The organism is Streptomyces sp. NPDC004561, assembly GCF_053602155.1.
On the sequence record NZ_JBSGDB010000185.1, the window covers coordinates 1 to 16,398 of the forward strand.

A 16,398-nucleotide genomic window follows, 5' to 3' on the forward strand; every position below is an offset into this window, starting at 1 on the left:
GATGCTCGGCTCCGAGGACGGCAGGTTCATCACCGGCACGGCCCTGGTCCCGGCCGCCCCGCCGCTGGACGCGCCTGCCGAACCAGTGGCGGGGAGCTCCGCGACCCGGGTGCCCGAGCCACGCCGCGCGGTCAGGATTCCCTGCGCCCGCAGCAGCTCGTAGGCCCGGATGATCACCGTCCGCGAGACGCCCAGCTGCTGGGCCAGCTCACGCGAGGCGGGCAGCGCGTCGCCGGGGCGCAGTTTGCCCGCGCGCACGAGCGCGGTGACCTGATCGCACACCTGCTGCTGCAACGTCGCACCGCTCGCCCGGTCCAGAGTGATGAGCAGTTCGGTGGATCCCACGCCGTTCCCCCCCGCCCCCGCACCGCCTGCGCGGTGTCCGAGGAGTCACCCTAGTCGCCGCACGACGCGGTCACCCGCCGCTTCCCTCCCAGTTCAGGGGCGGCCGGACGAGCGAGACATGGAGCTGTTGAGGCGGAGTGCCAGGCGTGAGCCCCCCCACGGCCTCACGGGCCGGCCAGGCGTGTAGGACAGGCGGGACTGAGCCGCCTCAGCAAGCGCTCTGACCGCGGCGATCTCCTTGATCGGGTGCAGTCCGGATCCAACCGAGATCGCGATCGGGTCGTCGTCGGTGGGCTCCATGATGAAGCCCTGTACATAGGGTAGTCCGAACTCGCTCGCGGTGTAGCGGACCTCGGCTCGCAAGCCTGCCGCCGCGACCCGGGTACGCAACTGGTCCAGATCGGGGGCGGGTGCATCGAAGTCGACGAGCCGGGAGGTGTCCCGGCAATGGTTGAACGCTTGTACACGGACATCCAGTGGGAGCACCTGCCGAGGGAGCTTCGCTTCGGCTCGGGCATGACGTGCTGGCGGCGGATGCGGGACTGGAACGAGGCCGAAGTCCGGCAACGGCTGCACGAGTTGCTGCTCGCCGTGCTGAACGCGGCGGCCAAGCTGGACTGCTCCCGCTCTGTGGGCGACTCCTCGCACGTCAGGCGCTAAAAGGGGGATCCGCACGGAACCGTCGCCGGTCGACAGGGGCCGGGCCGGCTCCAAGCATCACCTACCGACGGGCACGGCACCCCGCTCGCGGTTCTCCTCACCGGCGGCAACCGCAAACGACGTCACTCAACTGCTGCCGCTGCTCGACGCCGTCCCACCGGTCCGCGGCCGGCCGGGACGCCCCCGACACAGGCCAGACTCACTGTTCGCCGACCGCGGCTACGACCACGACATCTACCGCGACCAGGTCCGCGCACGCGGGATCGTCCCGGCCATTGCCCGCCGCGGAACCCGGCACGGCACCGGCCTGGGCACCTACCGTTGGGTGATCGAGCGGACCTTCGCCTGGCTCCACGGGTTCCGCCGCCTCCGCGTCCGCTGGGAACGCCGAGGGGACGACGTACAAGTGCCGCACCCGGTACGCCAGAACCGCCGGCTCTTGCGAGGCAGCGGTCCTGACGCTGGTTCACCGCTGTGAGCCAGCTGTGTGTGAAGACGGTGGAGCCGGAACCCAGGATCAGTCCCAGATGCCGGTGATGTCGGAGGCGTTGCCCGCGGCTCCGGCATGGGTGGTCAGCCCGGCCAGGTCCTCGAGGGTGCGCAGGGTGTTGTAGTGGTTGTAGTGGGTCGCGGTGGTGCTGCCCGGAGCGACGTGCGCACCGTAGAACACGGTGGCGATGTGGTTGCTGTGCGAGCTGTCGTCCTCGTCGAAGGTGACGGCCAGGACGCTGTTGTGCGTCTTGGCCCAGGTGGCGTAGGCGCCGAGGTTGTTCTGCAGCCAGGTGTCACCTGTGCTGATGGAGCAGTCGTGCATGTCGTTGCACAGGTTCGGGATGACGAACGAGACCTTGGGCAGGGTTGTGTAGTCCGTCGGGAACTGCGTGAAGGTGTGCGCCGTGTTCAGCGGGACGTTACTGAAGGCGAACCACGGGTTGTGCTTCCGGGCGTATTTGGTGGCGGAGTTGGTGCACACCGTGGAGCCTTGGGAGGGCAGGCCCTCGTTGTAGCTGCCCCACGTCTTGCCGGCGGCGATGAGCTCGGAGCCGAGGTTCGCGGCGCTGCTGAACTGCGGGGTGTAGCAGTTGTCGTTGGTGACGCCCTGGTTGTTGCCGGAGAACAGGTCCAGGTAGTTCGGCTGGCTGGGGTGGGTGATGGCGTACGACTGGGTGAGGTTGCCGCCGCCAGCCACCAGGGTGTTGTTGAGGTACGGGGCGCTCGTGCTGCCGATGACCTGCTCGTAGGAGTGGTTCTCCAGCACGACCACGATCACGTGGTCGGGGGCGGGGAGAGCGGCGGCCTGTGCAGCCGGAGCGGCGGCCCACACCCCGATCAGGGCGGCGGGGAGGGCGGCGAGGGGCAGCGCTCGGCGCGAGCGCTTGAGGCGGGACAGCAAGGACACGGTGGACCTCCTGTGGGAGCGGTTGGGACAGCGCGGGGGGTTGTCTACTGCTCAGGCGGTCGTCTTTGCTTTCGGGCAGTAGGAGAGTAGGGGGTGCTCTCGAGGTCTTCAGGTTCTGTGACATGAAGGTCCGTCAAACAGTCGTCGACAGACGGAAAATGACCCCCGCATAAGCACTCACGGGCCAGGGGATGCTGGGAAACCGCGCCGGAACGATGTCGAATCTTCTGTGGAAGATCCGCCCCAGGCGGTCGACGGCGTGCGCGTTGGCGTCGGGGACCGAGTGTCATGGCCACAGTGGCTTCGGCTCGCGGTTGCCGGGCAGGCGTTCGACCGTGAGGTGCACGAGCGTTGCCCAGCGTATTTCGAACCGGCTGGCCCAGTACGCGGGCGAACGCGAGGCGGCGGGTTTGCCGCCGGAGGATGAAGCGGCACGACGTACCACCATCGGGCTGCTGCCGGCCGTGTGCGTCGCAGGCGGCCGGACCGAGTATGAGTGCGGCGACAGTGGTCAGGGCGGCTGCTGGTGGCTGATACGCATCGGCTTCCTTGACGTGGCTGTCGGCGGAGGGCTTCGGCGGGTTGGACACGGGCGGTACGCCAGGCCGGGTGGATCCCGGCCGGCAGTCCGATCATTGGGGGCGGCGAACACTGCGCCTGGCAGGACGACCGGGGTCCAGTCCCGTGCCGTCGCGACGCCCACGACCGCGAGGACGCCGGGGGAGGTGCCGACCAGGCAGCCCAGCGTGCCCAGGACGGCGGACCGGGTGAGGAACTCGAGGACTGGCCCTTCTGTAACCGCCACCGTCTGCGCAGACACAAGGCCTTCGGCTACCTCACCGCAGCCGGGACCAGGCAACGCCACCAACACTCCCTCACGGCACAGCGATCGATTGTCCGACAAGACGGGAAACTTCCGCTCCTGTCGAGCGTCCGGAGGCCGCCGCTGCCTGCTCTCGGGTCACTCGATCCGCTGCTCTTGACAACTACTCCGTGTCGTGAACGGACCGCGACCCTCTGTGACACCAGCACATCTTGGGAGCCTGACTTTGTGTCATCGGACCCAGCCCCAGGGTCCGTTGGCCTGACAGGGTTGCGGCGACAGTGAGATCGATGTCGAGGTGAATACGGATGGCGCGCCCTGTTGCGACGGCCTGTTCGGGCTTGGCGGCCTGTGCCAACCCTTTATCCGATTTGCTCGCCTGACACCCGAAGTAGCACACGATGCCTCGGATATCGGCAGACGCGAGCGGCTCCCCTACGACAGCCTGCCGCATGCCGTACCTCGGCGCAGCACACACACGTCGACCACACACATCGCCCATGGCGCCGCCGCCCAGATCCTCGATCCCTGTGCCGAACCAACGCACGCGGCGCAGTAAGCCACCCTCACCGGCCGGAGGTTTCCGTGCACCTCGCCTCACCCCGACTCCACCCGATCGCCCACCGACGCAGCACCTCTCGCGCGACGACCTGCAGCTGCAACGCAGTGAAGACCTCCGCGAAGCCATGCACCGTGCCCAGCGCGCATTCCTTGTCGTCAACGCCGTTCCCCTCGCCGTCACCATCGGGCTGTTCAACTTCACGCACATGCCCGCAGTGCACCTGTACGGACGTCTCACCCTGGGCGTGGCATGGAGCATCCTGCAATGCGGCCTCTTCGTCGCCACCGCGTGGCGGCACGAGACCCGGTCCGAGCGTCTGTGCGATCCCATCGAGCAGTCCCTGGCTTCCGGCATGCCTCAGGCCGGGATGTCGGGCGCTTCTCCCGTCAACCAGTCCTGGCGGTGAAACGGTGCACCTGCACATCGTGAGCTCGGGCGTACTCAACCCGATCGGTTCCGACGCCAGAGGCGCCGTGATCATCGCCTTCCTGGTTTTCATCGGAGCGTCCATGCTGTGGCTCTTCATGCTCTCCGCAGGGCAGGCGGACGACCCGGAAAGGCTCTACGTCACCGACCGATCCCTGTCCCCCGTCTTCAACGGGATCGCCATGGCGGGCGAGCAGATCTCGGTCACCACCCTGCTGACGATCCCCGGACTCATCGCCCTGTTGGGCTACGACGGGTTCGCCTTCGCCGTCGACGGCCTGCTGGCCGTGGGAGTCATGCTGCTTCTTGCGCAAAAGATACGCAACAGCGGCTGTTACACGCTCGGTGGCCTCTTCTCCCTGCGTGCACCAGGGGCGGCGCCCCACATCGCCGGAACCGTGGTGACGCTGGTCATCGCAGTTCCCCTGCTCCTGATCCAACTGCGCGCCGCCGGCATCAGCGTGGCTCTTCTGATGGGCCTGTCGAGCGCAGAGGCCCAGGTGGTGTGCATGCTGATGCTGGGCTGCCTCGTCGCGTGCTTCGCCGCGGTGGCCGATCTGCACGGCACCAGTGTCATCCAGGTCGTCAAGGTACCCGTCACCCTGGTGACGCTCGCGGTGATCACGCTGCTGGCCCTCGGGAAATTCGGGTGGAATCCCGGAAATCTCCTCTCGGCGGCGGCGGACAGGAGCGTGGCGCCGGACCGATACTTCCGCCCCGGGCTCTGGGCGTACACGACGAGGTTCGGGGGGGTCGAACGGTTCGGCATCCACATCGTCCAAATCACCGGTGTGGCCGTGGTGCCTCAGATGATCCTGCGCGTCGGCGCGTCCCGCACCGGGCGCTCGGCGCGACGCTCCTTGAGTATCGCCGCGGGACTGAGCGGTGTGTTCGTCTTCCTGCTGATCGGGACGGGTTTCGCGGCGGCGGCCGTGGTGGGCAGCACGGGCATCGGCGCGGTCGACGCCACTGGGCAGTCGTCCCCGATCCTGGTGGCCGCGGACCTCCTTCCCGACGGCTCCGCAGCGCGCATCGCGCTCATCACCGTCGTGGCGTGTGCCGCCTTCCTCGCCGCGCTCACGACCGTGACCAGTGTGACCTTCTCCGCCGCCGTCTCCGTCGTGCACGGCGCGCTGACGCGCGGCAGGCCACTGCACACCGACACCAAACAAGCGCGGGCAGTGCGTCCGGCCATTGTCGTCCTGTGTGTCCTGGCCCTGGCGCTGTCTGCTGCGATCTACCACTATCCCATTGACTTCCTGGTCCTCTTCGTGATCAACGTTGCCGCGTCGTGCATCTTTCCCGCGCTGATCTACTCCTTCTTCTGGCGTAGCTTCAATCGCCGAGGACTTCTGTGGTCCGTCTACGGGGGACTGCTGCTCTGCATGATGCTCGAGTTGTTGTCACCCAGCATCTCCGGGGCTCCGTATGCACTGTTCCCGGACGTGAATTTCAACTGGTATCCGTTCCAGTCCCCAGGCCTGGTCTCCGTGCCGGCGGCTTTCTCCCTCGGATGGCTCGGCAGCATCACCTCGCCAGGAGATGCTCAACCCGATTTCCGGCACGTCGAATACAGAATCCTGACGGGAAGGGATGTCGGCTCCACGGCCGTTGGTCCGAAACAGTAGTTGGCGCGCGCCTGTACCTCGATGTGTGAGCCCATGATGACCGTGCGGTCGCGGGAATGGCCGAAGTACTCGGCGGTGTCGGCCGTGATGTAGGAGGCAGCGCTGAACAGCCGCTTGCGTCAGGGCTGACCGGTCCGAACGCCGTGCCCGACTACGCGAACCTCGAGCAGACGGCCAGGGCGCTGGGCACGTCCGGTGTCTCCATGTAGCCGAACCGGGCGGTGACGTGGATGATCCCGTCGTCGGGGTAGCCGAGGTCGTCGACGACGATCCGCTGGTCGGCCCGGACGCAGGGTACGGGCTCGGTCTCAAGCGAGAGGATCACGACCTGGTCGTGGCGTACGTGGTGGTGCTCGACGTTGGCCCGCATGGCCAGGGGCGCGGTCTGCCTGCCGCGGTTGAGGAACACGGCCGTGCCCGGGATCCGGAGCGTCGACACCTTCTCTGAGCGGAGGTTGTCGATGAACTCGGGGAGCGGGCCCTCGAGTTGTGCGCGTACGGCGGTGACGAGCTCGCGGCCGCGTTGCCAGGTCGTCATGACGGTGAACACGGTCAGGCCGATCAGCAGCGGCAGCCACGCGCCGTGGAAGAGCTTCGTCACGTTGGCTGCCACGAACAGCAGGTCCACAAAGAGCAGTACGGCGGCGCCGATGGTGACCATCCACCTGGGAGTGCCCCATTTCGCCCGGGCGACGTAGAAGAACAGCAGGGTGGTGATGGTCCCGGTCACCGCCATGCCGAACGCGAAGGCCAGCGCCGCGGAGCTGCGGAAGGCGAAGACCAGGGTGAGGACCGAGACCATCAGCAGCGAGTTGATCCAGGGGACGCAGATCTGGCCGATGGTCGATTCGGAGGTGTGCGCGATCCGCAGCCCCGGCAGGTAACCGAGCTGGGCGACCTGGGAAGTGACCTCCTTCTCATGGGCGAAGCCAGGACTGCCGGAGCTTTCGCCGGTTCACCGGATGCGTGCTGTCGGACCGTGGCCTGCACTCAGGTCCGAGGGTGGGTTTCATACATGCGCAGCGCCACGATCAGGCCGGAGGCGGCGGTGAGGGCGGCGACGGCCCAGATGGCGGTGGTCAGCCCGTAGGCGTCGGCGAGGGCTCCGGCCAGCAGGGCGCCGACGGCGAAGCCGCCGTCGCGCCAGAGGCGATAGACGCCGACGGAACGGGCGCGCCAGGCGGGGTGGGCGACGTCGCCGATGGCAGCGAGCAGGGTGGGGTAGACCAGGGCGGTGCCGACGCCGAGGAGGGCCTGGGCGGTGGCCCAGACGGGGAAGCTGGTGCCGGTCGCCACCAGGGCGATGGCCGCGGCCTGAATCAGCATGCCGGCGGTGATCAGGTGTTTGCGGCCGATCCGGTCGGACCACCAGCCGGTGAACAGCTGCCCGAGCCCCCACACCGCCGGGTAGAGGGCGGCAAGCACACCGATTGCGGCGACGGACAGGCCGTGGGCGGCGAAGAGGAGAGGGAAGATGCCCCAGGCGAGGGCGTCGTTGAGGTTGTTGACCATGCCGGCCTGGCTGGCGGCGGACAGGGCCTTGTCATGGAAGCTGGTGATCCGGGCGATCTGGCCGGTGGTCAGCTCGCCGTGGTGGTCGGGGTTCTCGGGTGCAGGGTGGCGGGCGGCCTCGACGCGGGCGTGGCCCCGGGTCTCGCGGACCGCCGAGGTCGACAGGCCCAGGGCGAGGGCGGCGTAGGCGGCGCCGAGGAGGAAGGGGCCGGGCCGCAGCCCCCAGTGGGCGGCGATGGCGCCGGTGGCCATGGCGGTGGCGGCCAGCGCGACGTAGCCGGAGGCTTCGTTGAAGCCCATGGCCAGGCCGCGCCGTTCCGGTCCGACCAGGTCGATCTTCATGATGACGGTGGTTGACCAGGTCAGGCCCTGGTTGACGCCGAGCAGGACGTTGGCCAGGACGATCCAGCCCCAGGCCGGCCCGAAGATCAGCAGCGCCGGCACCGGCAGCGACACCAGCCAGCCGGCGACCAGCACGGGTTTGCGGCCGTAGCGGTCGGAGAGGGTGCCCGCGAAGAAGTTCGTGATCGCCTTGGTGGCGCCGAAGGCCACGATGTAAGTCAGCGCGGCGGTGTAGGCGGTCAGGTGGAAGACGTCACGGGCCAGCAGCGGCAGGACAATGCGTTCCTGGCCGAGCATGCCGCCGACCAGGGCGTTGACGGCGACGAGCAGGGTGAACTGGGCGAGGTTGGCGCGCATCCCGAGCCGTATGCCGCTTGCCTCGGCTGCGATGGTCACGAGTCCTCCGCGAGACGGTTGCCGGTGGCCCCACGGTCGCCAGGGCCGCCGATGAGGCCGGCAGCGAAGGCCCTGCTGCTCAGCCCGATGCCGACGAGCGGCGATGGGTGGCGGTCGGTAAAACCCATCGGATCCTCCGGTTTCCGGACGGGACTGGTTGCGGCGGCTCAGCGGCCGCGCAGAGCGGCGAGCGTGGCGTCGAGGTCGGCTGCGCGGGGCCGGTTGTGCGGCAACTTGCCGAGCATGGTCGCCATGCCGCAGGTGTCGGTGAGGGCGGAGAAGACGAGGCCGCCCGCGATGCCGGTGGAGAGCAGTTGGAAGGCCGGGTGCACGAGCAGGCCGAGAAGCAGCCCTAGGAGCACCACCGCTCCGGCGGTGAAGCGGACCTGCCGTTCCATGCTCCAGCGGGCCCGGGTGTCGCACGCGGCGGGCTGGTGCAGGTCATTCCCCTGCGCGGCCCACCCTGTGGTGCCGCCCGAGAGGGTGGCGGTCGGGATGCCCTGTTCGGCCAGGAGCTTGCAGGCGTTCTCTGAGCGGGCGCCGGAGGCGCACACCACGAGGACGTCTCCGCGCCCGGCCGCGTGCCGGATTTCCGGCAGTGCGCGACGGATGTGGTCCAGGGGGATGTTGAGGGCGCCCGGCAGATGACCGGAGGCGTATTCGCCGGGGGTGCGGACGTCGATGACGGTGAGTTCGTGGAGTCGCTCTCGGGCCTGGTCGGTGCCGAGCGTGATGGGGGAGAGGGGGCTGGTCATGACAGCGGTGATCCTTGTCGTCTCTTGATGGTCGTCTGGTCGTCGCCGTCCCGAACCGGGACGTAGAGTACCCCTAGGGGTATATGCAGAGGAGTGGTCGTGGAACTGGAGCTAGAGGGCACGTCCCTGAAGGCCGTGCTGAACCGGCTGCGCCGGGCGCAGGGGCAGATCTCCGGGGTGATTCGGATGATCGAGGAGGGCCGGGACTGCGAGGACGTCGTCACGCAGCTGGCCGCGGCCTCGCGGGCGCTGGACCGGGCGGGTTTCGCGATCATCGCAACCGGGCTGCAGCAGTGCGTGGCGGACATCGAGTCGGGCAGGAAGAACGGTGAGGACGCGGAGGCGATGCGCGCGCGGATGGAGAAGCTCTTCCTGTCGCTGGCGTGAGGGCGGCCATTACGCCACCGCGTCCACCAGCATGAAGCCGGCCACTGCGAGCAGGACGAGGGCGAAGACGCGCTGAAGGGTGTCGCCGGGCAGCTTGGCCGACAGGCGTTTGCCGTCCCAGGCGCCCAGGATCGCCGCCCCGGCGAACGGTCCGATGACGGTCCAGTCGAGGCCGGTCGCCGTTCCGGCGCGCATGGCCAGCGCGGCGAGTGAGTTGATGGTGATGACCAGCAGGCTGGTGCCCACCGCCGCCCGCATCCGCATGCCGAGGACGTTGACGAGCGCCGGGACGGCGAGGAAGCCGCCGCCGACACCGAGGACGCCGGTGACCGCGCCGAGCCCGGCGCCTGCGGCCGCGGCCCGGACGGGCCGTACCGGTGCGGCGGTTCCCGGCACCGGGCGGTGCCGCAACATGCGTATCGCGGCGACCGCCGCGACCACGGCGAAGGACACGGCCAGCGCTGAAGCCGGCAGGCGACCGGCGAGCGCCCCGCCCAGCATCGCCGGGCCGATCCCGGCCGCCGCGAACAGCAGCCCCGTACGCCAGCGGACCTGGCCGTCGCGGGCGTGCGCGGACAGCGCCGTGGCGGAGGTGACGGTGACGATGACCAGGCTCGCGGTGGTCGCCGCGACCGGGGTGAAACCCAGCAGGTAGATCAGGGCGGGCACGGCCAGCACACTGCCGCCGCCCCCGAGCGCGCCGAGGGCCAGACCGATGACGGCCCCGGCGATCAGCGCGAGTATCACCGCGCTCATGCGACGGTCCCGTCCCTGCCGTGCGCGTCCACCACCGGCAGTCCGGCAACGGCCCAGTCCTGCATGCCGCCGATCACGTCGACGGCCTCCGCGCCTCTGGCGTGCAGCAGTTCGGCCGCCTGCTGCGAGCGGTTGCCCGAACGGCAGATCACGACGACGGGCTGCCGGCTCTGTGCTTCGGCGGGCAGTCCGGCACCGGCGGCGAGCGCCGTCAGGGGCAGGTGTACGGCGCCGGGCGCGTGCCCGGCCTGCCACTCGTAGGGTTCGCGTACGTCGAGCAGCAGGGCGTCACCTCCACGTCCGGTGGCATGACCGGTGCGGATCGCGGCGTCCTGCACCGTCACCCGTCCCGGGCCGCTTCCACTGCGTCGAAAGAGGCTCGACATGGTTCTCGCTCCTGTTCGTCTTCGGTTCTCGGGCCTGGTCAGGGGGTGCTGACGGTGAGCCCGGCCGTCTCGGCCGAGTCGAAGGAGTCGTCCACGGCCACCACCTCCCGGCCGGCCGCATCCAGCAGGGATGCGGCGATGGCGGCGCGCATACCGCCCGCGCAGTGCACCCAGACCTGGCCGGCCGGGACATCGTCGAGACGGCTGTGCAGGGCGTGGACGGGGATGTGGACGGAGCCTTCGATGAAGCCGGCCGCCCGTTCGGAGGCCCGGCGGACGTCCAGGACGACGACGCCGTCGCCGGAGCGTGCCGCGAGGTCGGCGAAGGTGGCCCTGGGGAAGGAGGCGAGGGCCTCGCCGTCCCGTACCCAGTCGGCCGGCTCTCCGGCGGCCGCGGCGGCCGGGCGGTCGATGCCGACGCGGACCAGTTCGCGCTGGGCGGCGGCGAGCTGGCCGGGCGACTCGGCGAGCAGGGTCACCGGCTTGCCCCGGGGGATCAGCCAGGCCAGGTAGGTGGCGAGCTGCCCCTCGGCCTCGAAATTGAAGGAACCCGCCAGGTGGCCCTCGGCGAAGGCGACGCGGTTGCGCAGGTCGACCACCCACTCGCCGGCGGCCAGCCGGGCGGCGATCTCCTCGGCGTCGGCGACGGCGGGCGGGGTGAGGTCGACCGGAGCGGGTCCGTCGGCGTTGGCCGGGCTCATGTGCGTGTAGTAGGCGGGGATGTCGTCCAGCCCGGCCAGCAGGTTTGTGACGAAGGTGTCCACGTCCCGGGTGAGCGCCTCGTTGGCCGCCTTCTCCTTGCCGATCGTGGTGGAGGTGCCCGCCGCCTGGGAGGAGGAGCAGAAGCTGCCGAAGCCGTGGGTGGGCAGTACCGGAGTCTCGTCGGGCAGCTCGGCGGCCAGCCGGTGCGCGGAGGCGTGCTGGGCGCGGGCGAGGTGTTCGGTGAGCCGCGGTTCGACCAGGTCGGGCCGGCCGACGGTGCCGATCAGCAGGGAGCCGCCGGTGAACACGGCGACCGCCGTGCCGTTCTCCTCCAGGACGTAGGAGGTGTGGTGCGGGGTATGGCCGGGGGTGGCGAGCGCCCGCAGAGCCAGTCCGGCGGTGGCCTCGAGGTCCCAGCGGTCACCGTCGTGCACGGATACGCGTTCATAGGCGACGCTTGCCGCGGCGGGAACGAGATAGGCGGCGCCCGTGACCCGCGCCAGCTCAACGCCGCCGGTGACGTAGTCGTTGTGGAGGTGCGTCTCGACCACGTGGGAGATCCGCACCCCGCGCCGCGCCGCAGCCGCGATCACCTGCTCGATGTCACGTGGCGGATCGATCACCACTGCCGTCCGTTCGCCGCCGGCCAGATAGCTGCGGTTGCCGAGGCCGGCGATCTCAAGGGTGTCGACGAAGAACACGCGATGCTCCCTTCCAGTGAAGATTTACCCCCGGGGGTATATGGCGACGATAACATTGATACCCCAGGGGGTATTCCGAAGGGCATGGAAAGCCCTGTGAAGCAGGTCTCAGCCGGCGCTTGACCCGGCTCATGGAGCATCACTTCCACAGGTGCTGGCACCTGTGGGGATCGGACCGGACGGCGCTGCCTGCGGGATGCGAAGACCCGGATTTAGGGTTTGACCTGCGGTTTCTTGCGTATGGCTATGCAGTGCTTCGGTACTCGTTGATCAGGCCGTCAATGGCTTGGCGCCGGGTGAGCCGGATGTGATTCAGGTCGGCCGGAGCCGCCGGTAGCGGTTGGGGCGGTCGCCGATCTCGTCGCGGTCTCGGATGAGGAACCGCGCCTGTTCGACTCTGTCGCCAGATCCATGACCAGGTTCCGGGCCTGCTGGGCGACGCACGGTGCTGGGCGGTACCCGGACGCCGGCTCCGGAGAGTTCACCGCTGATCCGCTGATAGCCCGACGTCGGGTTCTCACGAGCCAACCGCACCACTGCATCACGGATATCGGCCCGGGTAGAGGGACGGCCGGGACGCCTGCGCGGATAGGTCCACTTGAGGGTGATCAGACGGCGATGTCGGCGCAGCAACGTCGTCGGCGTCACGAAGAAGCTCTTCCACGATGACCGAGGCAGTAACCGCGAAAGCGGGGCCAACAGGACCCGGTCTCCGTCGCTCAGGTCAGGCCGATCGACCTGACGGCGTAGAACCGCGACCTGGTGCCGAAGCACGACAATCTCGATCTCCTTCGCATGGTCACGGCGTCCTTGCCTCTGCGCGCGGCCCGCCAGACGGTGAGGGTGGGACCGATCAACTCCCAGCGGGCATCGGTGAGGTCGCTGGGGTACGGGCGGTGTCGCATCATGTTTCGGCAGTACCGTCGGGCACGGCGCACCCCCAGGGCGTAAACAGCGGCAACTGGGGGCGCTTTGGGATCAGACAGGAGCGACTCGACTCAAACGGGCAGAGGTACGGAGTCTCCTGTCGCACAGCCCGCATTGGCCACTCTCGCCTCAGTGGCCGCAGACCCGCTCGCCCCCCGAACAACCACGCCGGAACAAGACGCTCTTTAACTGCTCGTTTCAGAATGACTCGGCTCCGGGCTGGCGGTCAGGCGTTGCTGTGGTTGCTGGCGGTTTTGATGAAGTCGCCGGGCTTGTACCGGCGGTCGAAGAAGGCCTGTTCGGGTCCGTACCAGCGGATGACGGCGAACCAGCCGAGGCCGGGGACAGTGCGGATCCAGTTCTCGGCGCCTGCCGGGCGTTCGGGGCCGATGTGGAGGGTGATCGACTCGTCGGGGTTGAGGGCGATGTCGTCCATGCCGTTGAGGGAGGAGTAGGTCTGGCCCTGGGCGTCGACTTGGGCGGCGGTCTCGGCGTCGTAGAGGGTGAGGGACCAGAAGAGCCGGGCCGGCGGGTCGGCGGGCAGGTCGATGCGGTAGGTGTGCTCGCCAGTGAGCAGGTCGCCGTCCTGGTCGCGGTAGGCGTCCGCGAACTTGGCGCCGAAGCCGACGACGGAGCTGATCATGCCGGTGCTCATGGAGTAGTGGTTGACGAACATGTGCGCTTTGGCGTTCACGTCGGTGTGGCCGGTGGCGCGGTCGCGATACTCCTCGTCCAACAGGGTGTGCCAGAAGTCGTCCTGGGCGGTCTTGACGTGGGCGACCCACTGACGGTCTGCCCACCACAAGGCGTCCTGCTCGCGGTCGAAGCGGGCGGCCAGGGTCTTGGCCGCCTTTCAGCCCGTCTGCGCGGCCAGGTCCAGCAGTTCTCGCTGACGCGGCGTCGGCGCGAAGGGCCGGCCCTTGCGGATGCCCAGCGACGTCAGGACGCCGTGCATGTAGGGGTCGGTCTGGTCGACCCGGTCGGCTTGGACGAAGGCGTCGAGCGCGTCGAAGAACGCGCCGTCACGGGGGTAGAGCGCATCGGCCGGGGTGTCGGAGGCATGGGCGAAGCGCATCGGCTCCGCGTCGCCGTGCAGCGGGTGCAACTGGATGCCTTCGATTGCCGCGACGCCCGGTGACAGGTCGTCGACGGAGGTGAAGAAGCCGCGCAGCAGGAAGTAGATGTTGTCGGTGCGGCTGCGGTAGACGAAGAAGTCGTCCCACTCGCCCTCGTGCTCCGGCTCGGCGTCGTCGGGGACGATGAGGTACCGGCCGCCTTTGCCCTGGTCTGGGCCGGGCAGGCCGATGTCGCCGAGGAACTGTCGTCCGTCGATGAGGGGACCGGTGAGTGGGCGGTGCCAGAAGTCGTCCACCAGTCCCTGGACGCCGGGCGGGGCCTCGATGACGAGCGGGCCGGTCAGGCTCAGGTCCGCGAAGGCCATGCCGTAGATGACGTCGCAGTTCGGGGTGGTGATCAGTGTCCGAGGCTTCAGTCGCTGTTCGAACACGGCCATCACCTGGTAGCCGCGACCGAAGGCCGCACCGAGGCCGTCGCGCATCGCGCACGCGTTCACGGTCGGCAGCGCCCACAGGTAGACCTGCACGGCGGGCTGGAAGAACAGCTCGTCCTCCAACGTCCGCGCCGTCTCGTCGGTCGGGTAGCCGCCGGCGAACGGCAACGAGGCCAGGTCCTGGTAGCGGTCGGGTGCGGACGTCATCGGACACCTCAGGTATGACTGCGAACCAGGAGGACAGCTGATCCGAGCCCTCGATGGGGGGTACTTGCGGCTTGAGCTGATCCCTGGTGCCGAGCTCGAAGATCACGGTCCGGGCCGACAGTTCTCGGGTCAGGCCGGCCGTGTCGGCAAGGCTGGTCGCATGCTGGAAAACGGTTTTCACCTCATGGCCTCAGCGGCCTCGCGGCGACCGCCGGCCAAGCGCCGCAGCCTGGCCCAGTTCGCCGGAGGTTGCGGCTCGGGGATGCCCGGGCGGGCGCGTGGCACCCGAACGCGCAGCGCGCCCGGCCAGGTCGAGGAGGTCACCGGCGTCGACATTGTCACCGCCTCGCCGTCGACGCCGACCGGAATCTGCGCCGCATCGGCGGTGATCTCGATCTGTTGCGTGGTCAGCTCCGTGACCCCGTCGGCGCTGCTGCCGCGGAGCAGATCGATGGCCTGACCGGCGGTGCCCACCCTGACGCCGATCACGCCGAGCACGCCGCCATCCAGCCGTGCACGGCGGCCAAGGCCAGCGATGTCATCTGTTCGGTACGGATTGTTGGACACCAGCAGCGCCTGCGGCGCCTCGATCTGTGTGCCATCCACCTGCGCTGTCAGCCGCGCTCCGTGGTGTCCTTGCAGCAGGTCCGGGAGCAGGTTCAGCGTCGTGCCAATCTTGTCGCCACGGTAGGCCGGGCTCTCCACGACCTGGGCGTAGGCGCCGAAGGAGGCGTTGTTGACGAACGGCTGCCCGTTGATCAACCCCAGGTCGACCCGCAACTCCACACCGTCGGCCAGGGCGCCAAGGCAGGAGGCCGGGTCCTCCCGGTTCAGCCCCAGGTCCAGGGCGAAGTGATTGCGGGTGCCCGCGCTGATCACCACGAACGGAAGACCGTGCTCGGCAGCGATGCCCGCTACCAGTGCCTGGGTGCCGTCACCACCGGCCACCCCCAGCAGGTCAGCGCCGTCGGCCACCGCCTGCCGGGCTACCGCGGCCACGTCAGTCGACCCGTCCAAGACGAACACCTCGGCGCCAAGGGCTTCGGCCTTGCGCTTGAGGTCGAACTTCTCGACCTTCCCGCCGCCCGACTTCGGGTTCATGATCAGGTACGGATGCCGGGCCGGTGACTGCGCCGGATACTCGGGCATGCGCCAGTCCGGCTGGTCCCCCTTCAGCGCCTGGCGCGCGGTCACGTCCGCGAGGAGCCAGACTCCCGCCGACACGATAGCCACCCACAGGACGCCGTTGACCGCGAAAATGACGACCACCGCGATCGGCACCAGGACGTAGACGCCAAGCGACAGCCACCGCACGACGCCGCGCCGGGAGAGGAAGAAGTAGGCTGCCGCCACGGTCACGACCGCGGCAGCCAGGCCAACGGCGAACATGGCCAGGCTCTTCAGCTCGGCGAAGACCACCAGGATCACGATACCCAGGCCTGCCAGCACGAAGCTGAGGCGCGCCAGCCACCGCTGGGCGGACGTACCCCGTGCGATCGCTGCAGAGGTCATAGTCTCAGCGTCGCATGCCGACGGCTCCGGCACCTCACCCAATCCGACTCGACCAAGAACACCCCCTCATCCTATTCGCGCAGGTGAGCTGGCATTTCTTGCGGGTAGGAAGGGGGGATGCGGCGGGGGTTGAACCGTCGAGATCCCACCCAACAGGCGAATGCCGGCGCGTCCGACCGCGGCCGCCGTGACGGTCGTGACCATCCCGGTCGCCGTAACCAGTACGGTCAGCCCGGCGACGCAGGCCAGTGCGGTGCGGGCCTGGCTGCGGCGTTGGCGGCGTTGGAAGAGCTACGTGGTCTGGCATCCGCCGCGTGTGGCGGGGTGTTGGTGCGGCAGTGGTTGACCGTGTGGTTGGACACCCGGGTCACGGTGTGGGCCTCGACGCTGCGCGGCCATCAGGCGATCCTCACGGCCGGGTCCAAGGTCGTCGGCTACTTCACCGAATGGGGCACCTACGAC

At 69.0% G+C, this 16,398-nt stretch carries 17 protein-coding genes and 2 pseudogenes; 5 read left to right on the forward strand and 14 right to left on the reverse strand.

The window, feature by feature from the left end:
* A partial coding sequence (locus ACWEN3_RS23485) for a GntR family transcriptional regulator (protein WP_452974295.1) occupies nucleotides 1–345 on the reverse strand: 345 nt, incomplete at its 3' end.
* A 93-nt stretch (nucleotides 346–438) separates the two neighbouring features.
* On the reverse strand, nucleotides 439–831 hold the full coding sequence (locus tag ACWEN3_RS23490; protein ID WP_452974297.1) for a YcaO-like family protein: 393 nt from the start codon (nucleotides 829–831) through the stop codon (nucleotides 439–441).
* On the opposite strand from ACWEN3_RS23490, the gene ACWEN3_RS23495 reads away from it, so the two are divergent.
* Both ACWEN3_RS23495 and ACWEN3_RS23500 read left to right on the forward strand, forming a co-directional pair.
* Nucleotides 793–1,005, forward strand: a complete 213-nt coding sequence (locus ACWEN3_RS23495; RefSeq protein WP_452974300.1) for a transposase — start codon at nucleotides 793–795, stop codon at nucleotides 1,003–1,005. The genes ACWEN3_RS23490 and ACWEN3_RS23495 overlap by 39 nt on opposite strands.
* A 7-nt stretch (nucleotides 1,006–1,012) precedes the next feature.
* Complete coding sequence (locus ACWEN3_RS23500; protein ID WP_452974337.1) at nucleotides 1,013–1,483, forward strand: transposase; 471 nt, start codon at nucleotides 1,013–1,015, stop codon at nucleotides 1,481–1,483.
* 39 nt (nucleotides 1,484–1,522) lie between these two features.
* On the opposite strand, the gene ACWEN3_RS23505 is transcribed toward ACWEN3_RS23500, so the two are convergent.
* A complete protein-coding gene (locus ACWEN3_RS23505; protein WP_452974303.1) occupies nucleotides 1,523–2,404 on the reverse strand; it encodes an alkaline phosphatase family protein in 882 nt (293 codons plus the stop codon).
* A 1,509-nt stretch (nucleotides 2,405–3,913) separates the two neighbouring features.
* On the opposite strand from ACWEN3_RS23505, the gene ACWEN3_RS23510 reads away from it, so the two are divergent.
* Together ACWEN3_RS23510 and ACWEN3_RS23515 are read left to right on the forward strand one after the other, a co-directional pair.
* A complete protein-coding gene (locus ACWEN3_RS23510) occupies nucleotides 3,914–4,195 on the forward strand; it encodes a hypothetical protein (RefSeq protein ID WP_452974306.1) in 282 nt (93 codons plus the stop codon).
* Nucleotides 4,196–4,199: 4 nt separating this feature from the next.
* Nucleotides 4,200–5,843 (forward strand): sodium:solute symporter family transporter, encoded by a 1,644-nt coding sequence (locus ACWEN3_RS23515; protein WP_452974309.1) that lies wholly within the window; start codon nucleotides 4,200–4,202, stop codon nucleotides 5,841–5,843.
* Nucleotides 5,844–5,994: 151 nt separating this feature from the next.
* Here ACWEN3_RS23515 and ACWEN3_RS23520 read toward each other — a convergent pair whose 3' ends face one another.
* The 4 genes and pseudogenes from ACWEN3_RS23520 to ACWEN3_RS23535 all read right to left on the reverse strand — a co-directional run bounded on the left by ACWEN3_RS23520 (nucleotide 5,995) and on the right by ACWEN3_RS23535 (nucleotide 8,848).
* Nucleotides 5,995–6,282, reverse strand: a complete 288-nt coding sequence (locus ACWEN3_RS23520) for a KUP/HAK/KT family potassium transporter (RefSeq protein ID WP_452974340.1) — start codon at nucleotides 6,280–6,282, stop codon at nucleotides 5,995–5,997.
* A gap of 33 nt (nucleotides 6,283–6,315) precedes the next feature.
* A pseudogene (locus ACWEN3_RS23525) lies at nucleotides 6,316–6,741 on the reverse strand (KUP/HAK/KT family potassium transporter); the annotation flags it as partial.
* A 92-nt stretch (nucleotides 6,742–6,833) separates the two neighbouring features.
* A complete protein-coding gene (locus tag ACWEN3_RS23530) occupies nucleotides 6,834–8,093 on the reverse strand; it encodes an MFS transporter (RefSeq protein WP_452974312.1) in 1,260 nt (419 codons plus the stop codon).
* A gap of 167 nt (nucleotides 8,094–8,260) precedes the next feature.
* Nucleotides 8,261–8,848 (reverse strand): rhodanese-like domain-containing protein, encoded by a 588-nt coding sequence (locus tag ACWEN3_RS23535; protein WP_452974315.1) that lies wholly within the window; start codon nucleotides 8,846–8,848, stop codon nucleotides 8,261–8,263.
* Nucleotides 8,849–8,947: 99 nt separating this feature from the next.
* Here ACWEN3_RS23535 and ACWEN3_RS23540 point away from each other — a divergent pair, with 99 nt between their 5' ends.
* On the forward strand, nucleotides 8,948–9,235 hold the full coding sequence (locus tag ACWEN3_RS23540; protein WP_452974318.1) for a metal-sensitive transcriptional regulator: 288 nt from the start codon (nucleotides 8,948–8,950) through the stop codon (nucleotides 9,233–9,235).
* 9 nt (nucleotides 9,236–9,244) lie between these two features.
* Here ACWEN3_RS23540 and ACWEN3_RS23545 read toward each other — a convergent pair whose 3' ends face one another.
* From ACWEN3_RS23545 to ACWEN3_RS23575, 7 genes and pseudogenes are all read right to left on the reverse strand, one after another.
* A complete protein-coding gene (locus ACWEN3_RS23545; RefSeq protein ID WP_452974321.1) occupies nucleotides 9,245–9,991 on the reverse strand; it encodes a sulfite exporter TauE/SafE family protein in 747 nt (248 codons plus the stop codon).
* Nucleotides 9,988–10,377 (reverse strand): rhodanese-like domain-containing protein, encoded by a 390-nt coding sequence (locus ACWEN3_RS23550; protein ID WP_452974323.1) that lies wholly within the window; start codon nucleotides 10,375–10,377, stop codon nucleotides 9,988–9,990. Before ACWEN3_RS23550 ends, ACWEN3_RS23545 begins: the two co-directional genes overlap by 4 nt.
* Nucleotides 10,378–10,415: 38 nt before the next feature.
* A complete protein-coding gene (locus tag ACWEN3_RS23555) occupies nucleotides 10,416–11,780 on the reverse strand; it encodes an MBL fold metallo-hydrolase (RefSeq protein WP_452974326.1) in 1,365 nt (454 codons plus the stop codon).
* Between the two features lie 818 nt (nucleotides 11,781–12,598).
* Nucleotides 12,599–12,688: pseudogene (locus ACWEN3_RS23560) on the reverse strand (IS5 family transposase); the annotation flags it as partial.
* A gap of 245 nt (nucleotides 12,689–12,933) precedes the next feature.
* Entirely contained in the window at nucleotides 12,934–13,512 is a 579-nt protein-coding gene (locus ACWEN3_RS23565; RefSeq protein ID WP_452974329.1) for a DUF1214 domain-containing protein, read from the reverse strand.
* Between the two features lie 48 nt (nucleotides 13,513–13,560).
* A complete protein-coding gene (locus ACWEN3_RS23570; protein ID WP_452974331.1) occupies nucleotides 13,561–14,424 on the reverse strand; it encodes a DUF1254 domain-containing protein in 864 nt (287 codons plus the stop codon).
* Nucleotides 14,425–14,601: 177 nt separating this feature from the next.
* Nucleotides 14,602–15,936 (reverse strand): diacylglycerol/lipid kinase family protein, encoded by a 1,335-nt coding sequence (locus ACWEN3_RS23575; protein WP_452974334.1) that lies wholly within the window; start codon nucleotides 15,934–15,936, stop codon nucleotides 14,602–14,604.
* Nucleotides 15,937–16,398 lie beyond the last annotated feature (462 nt).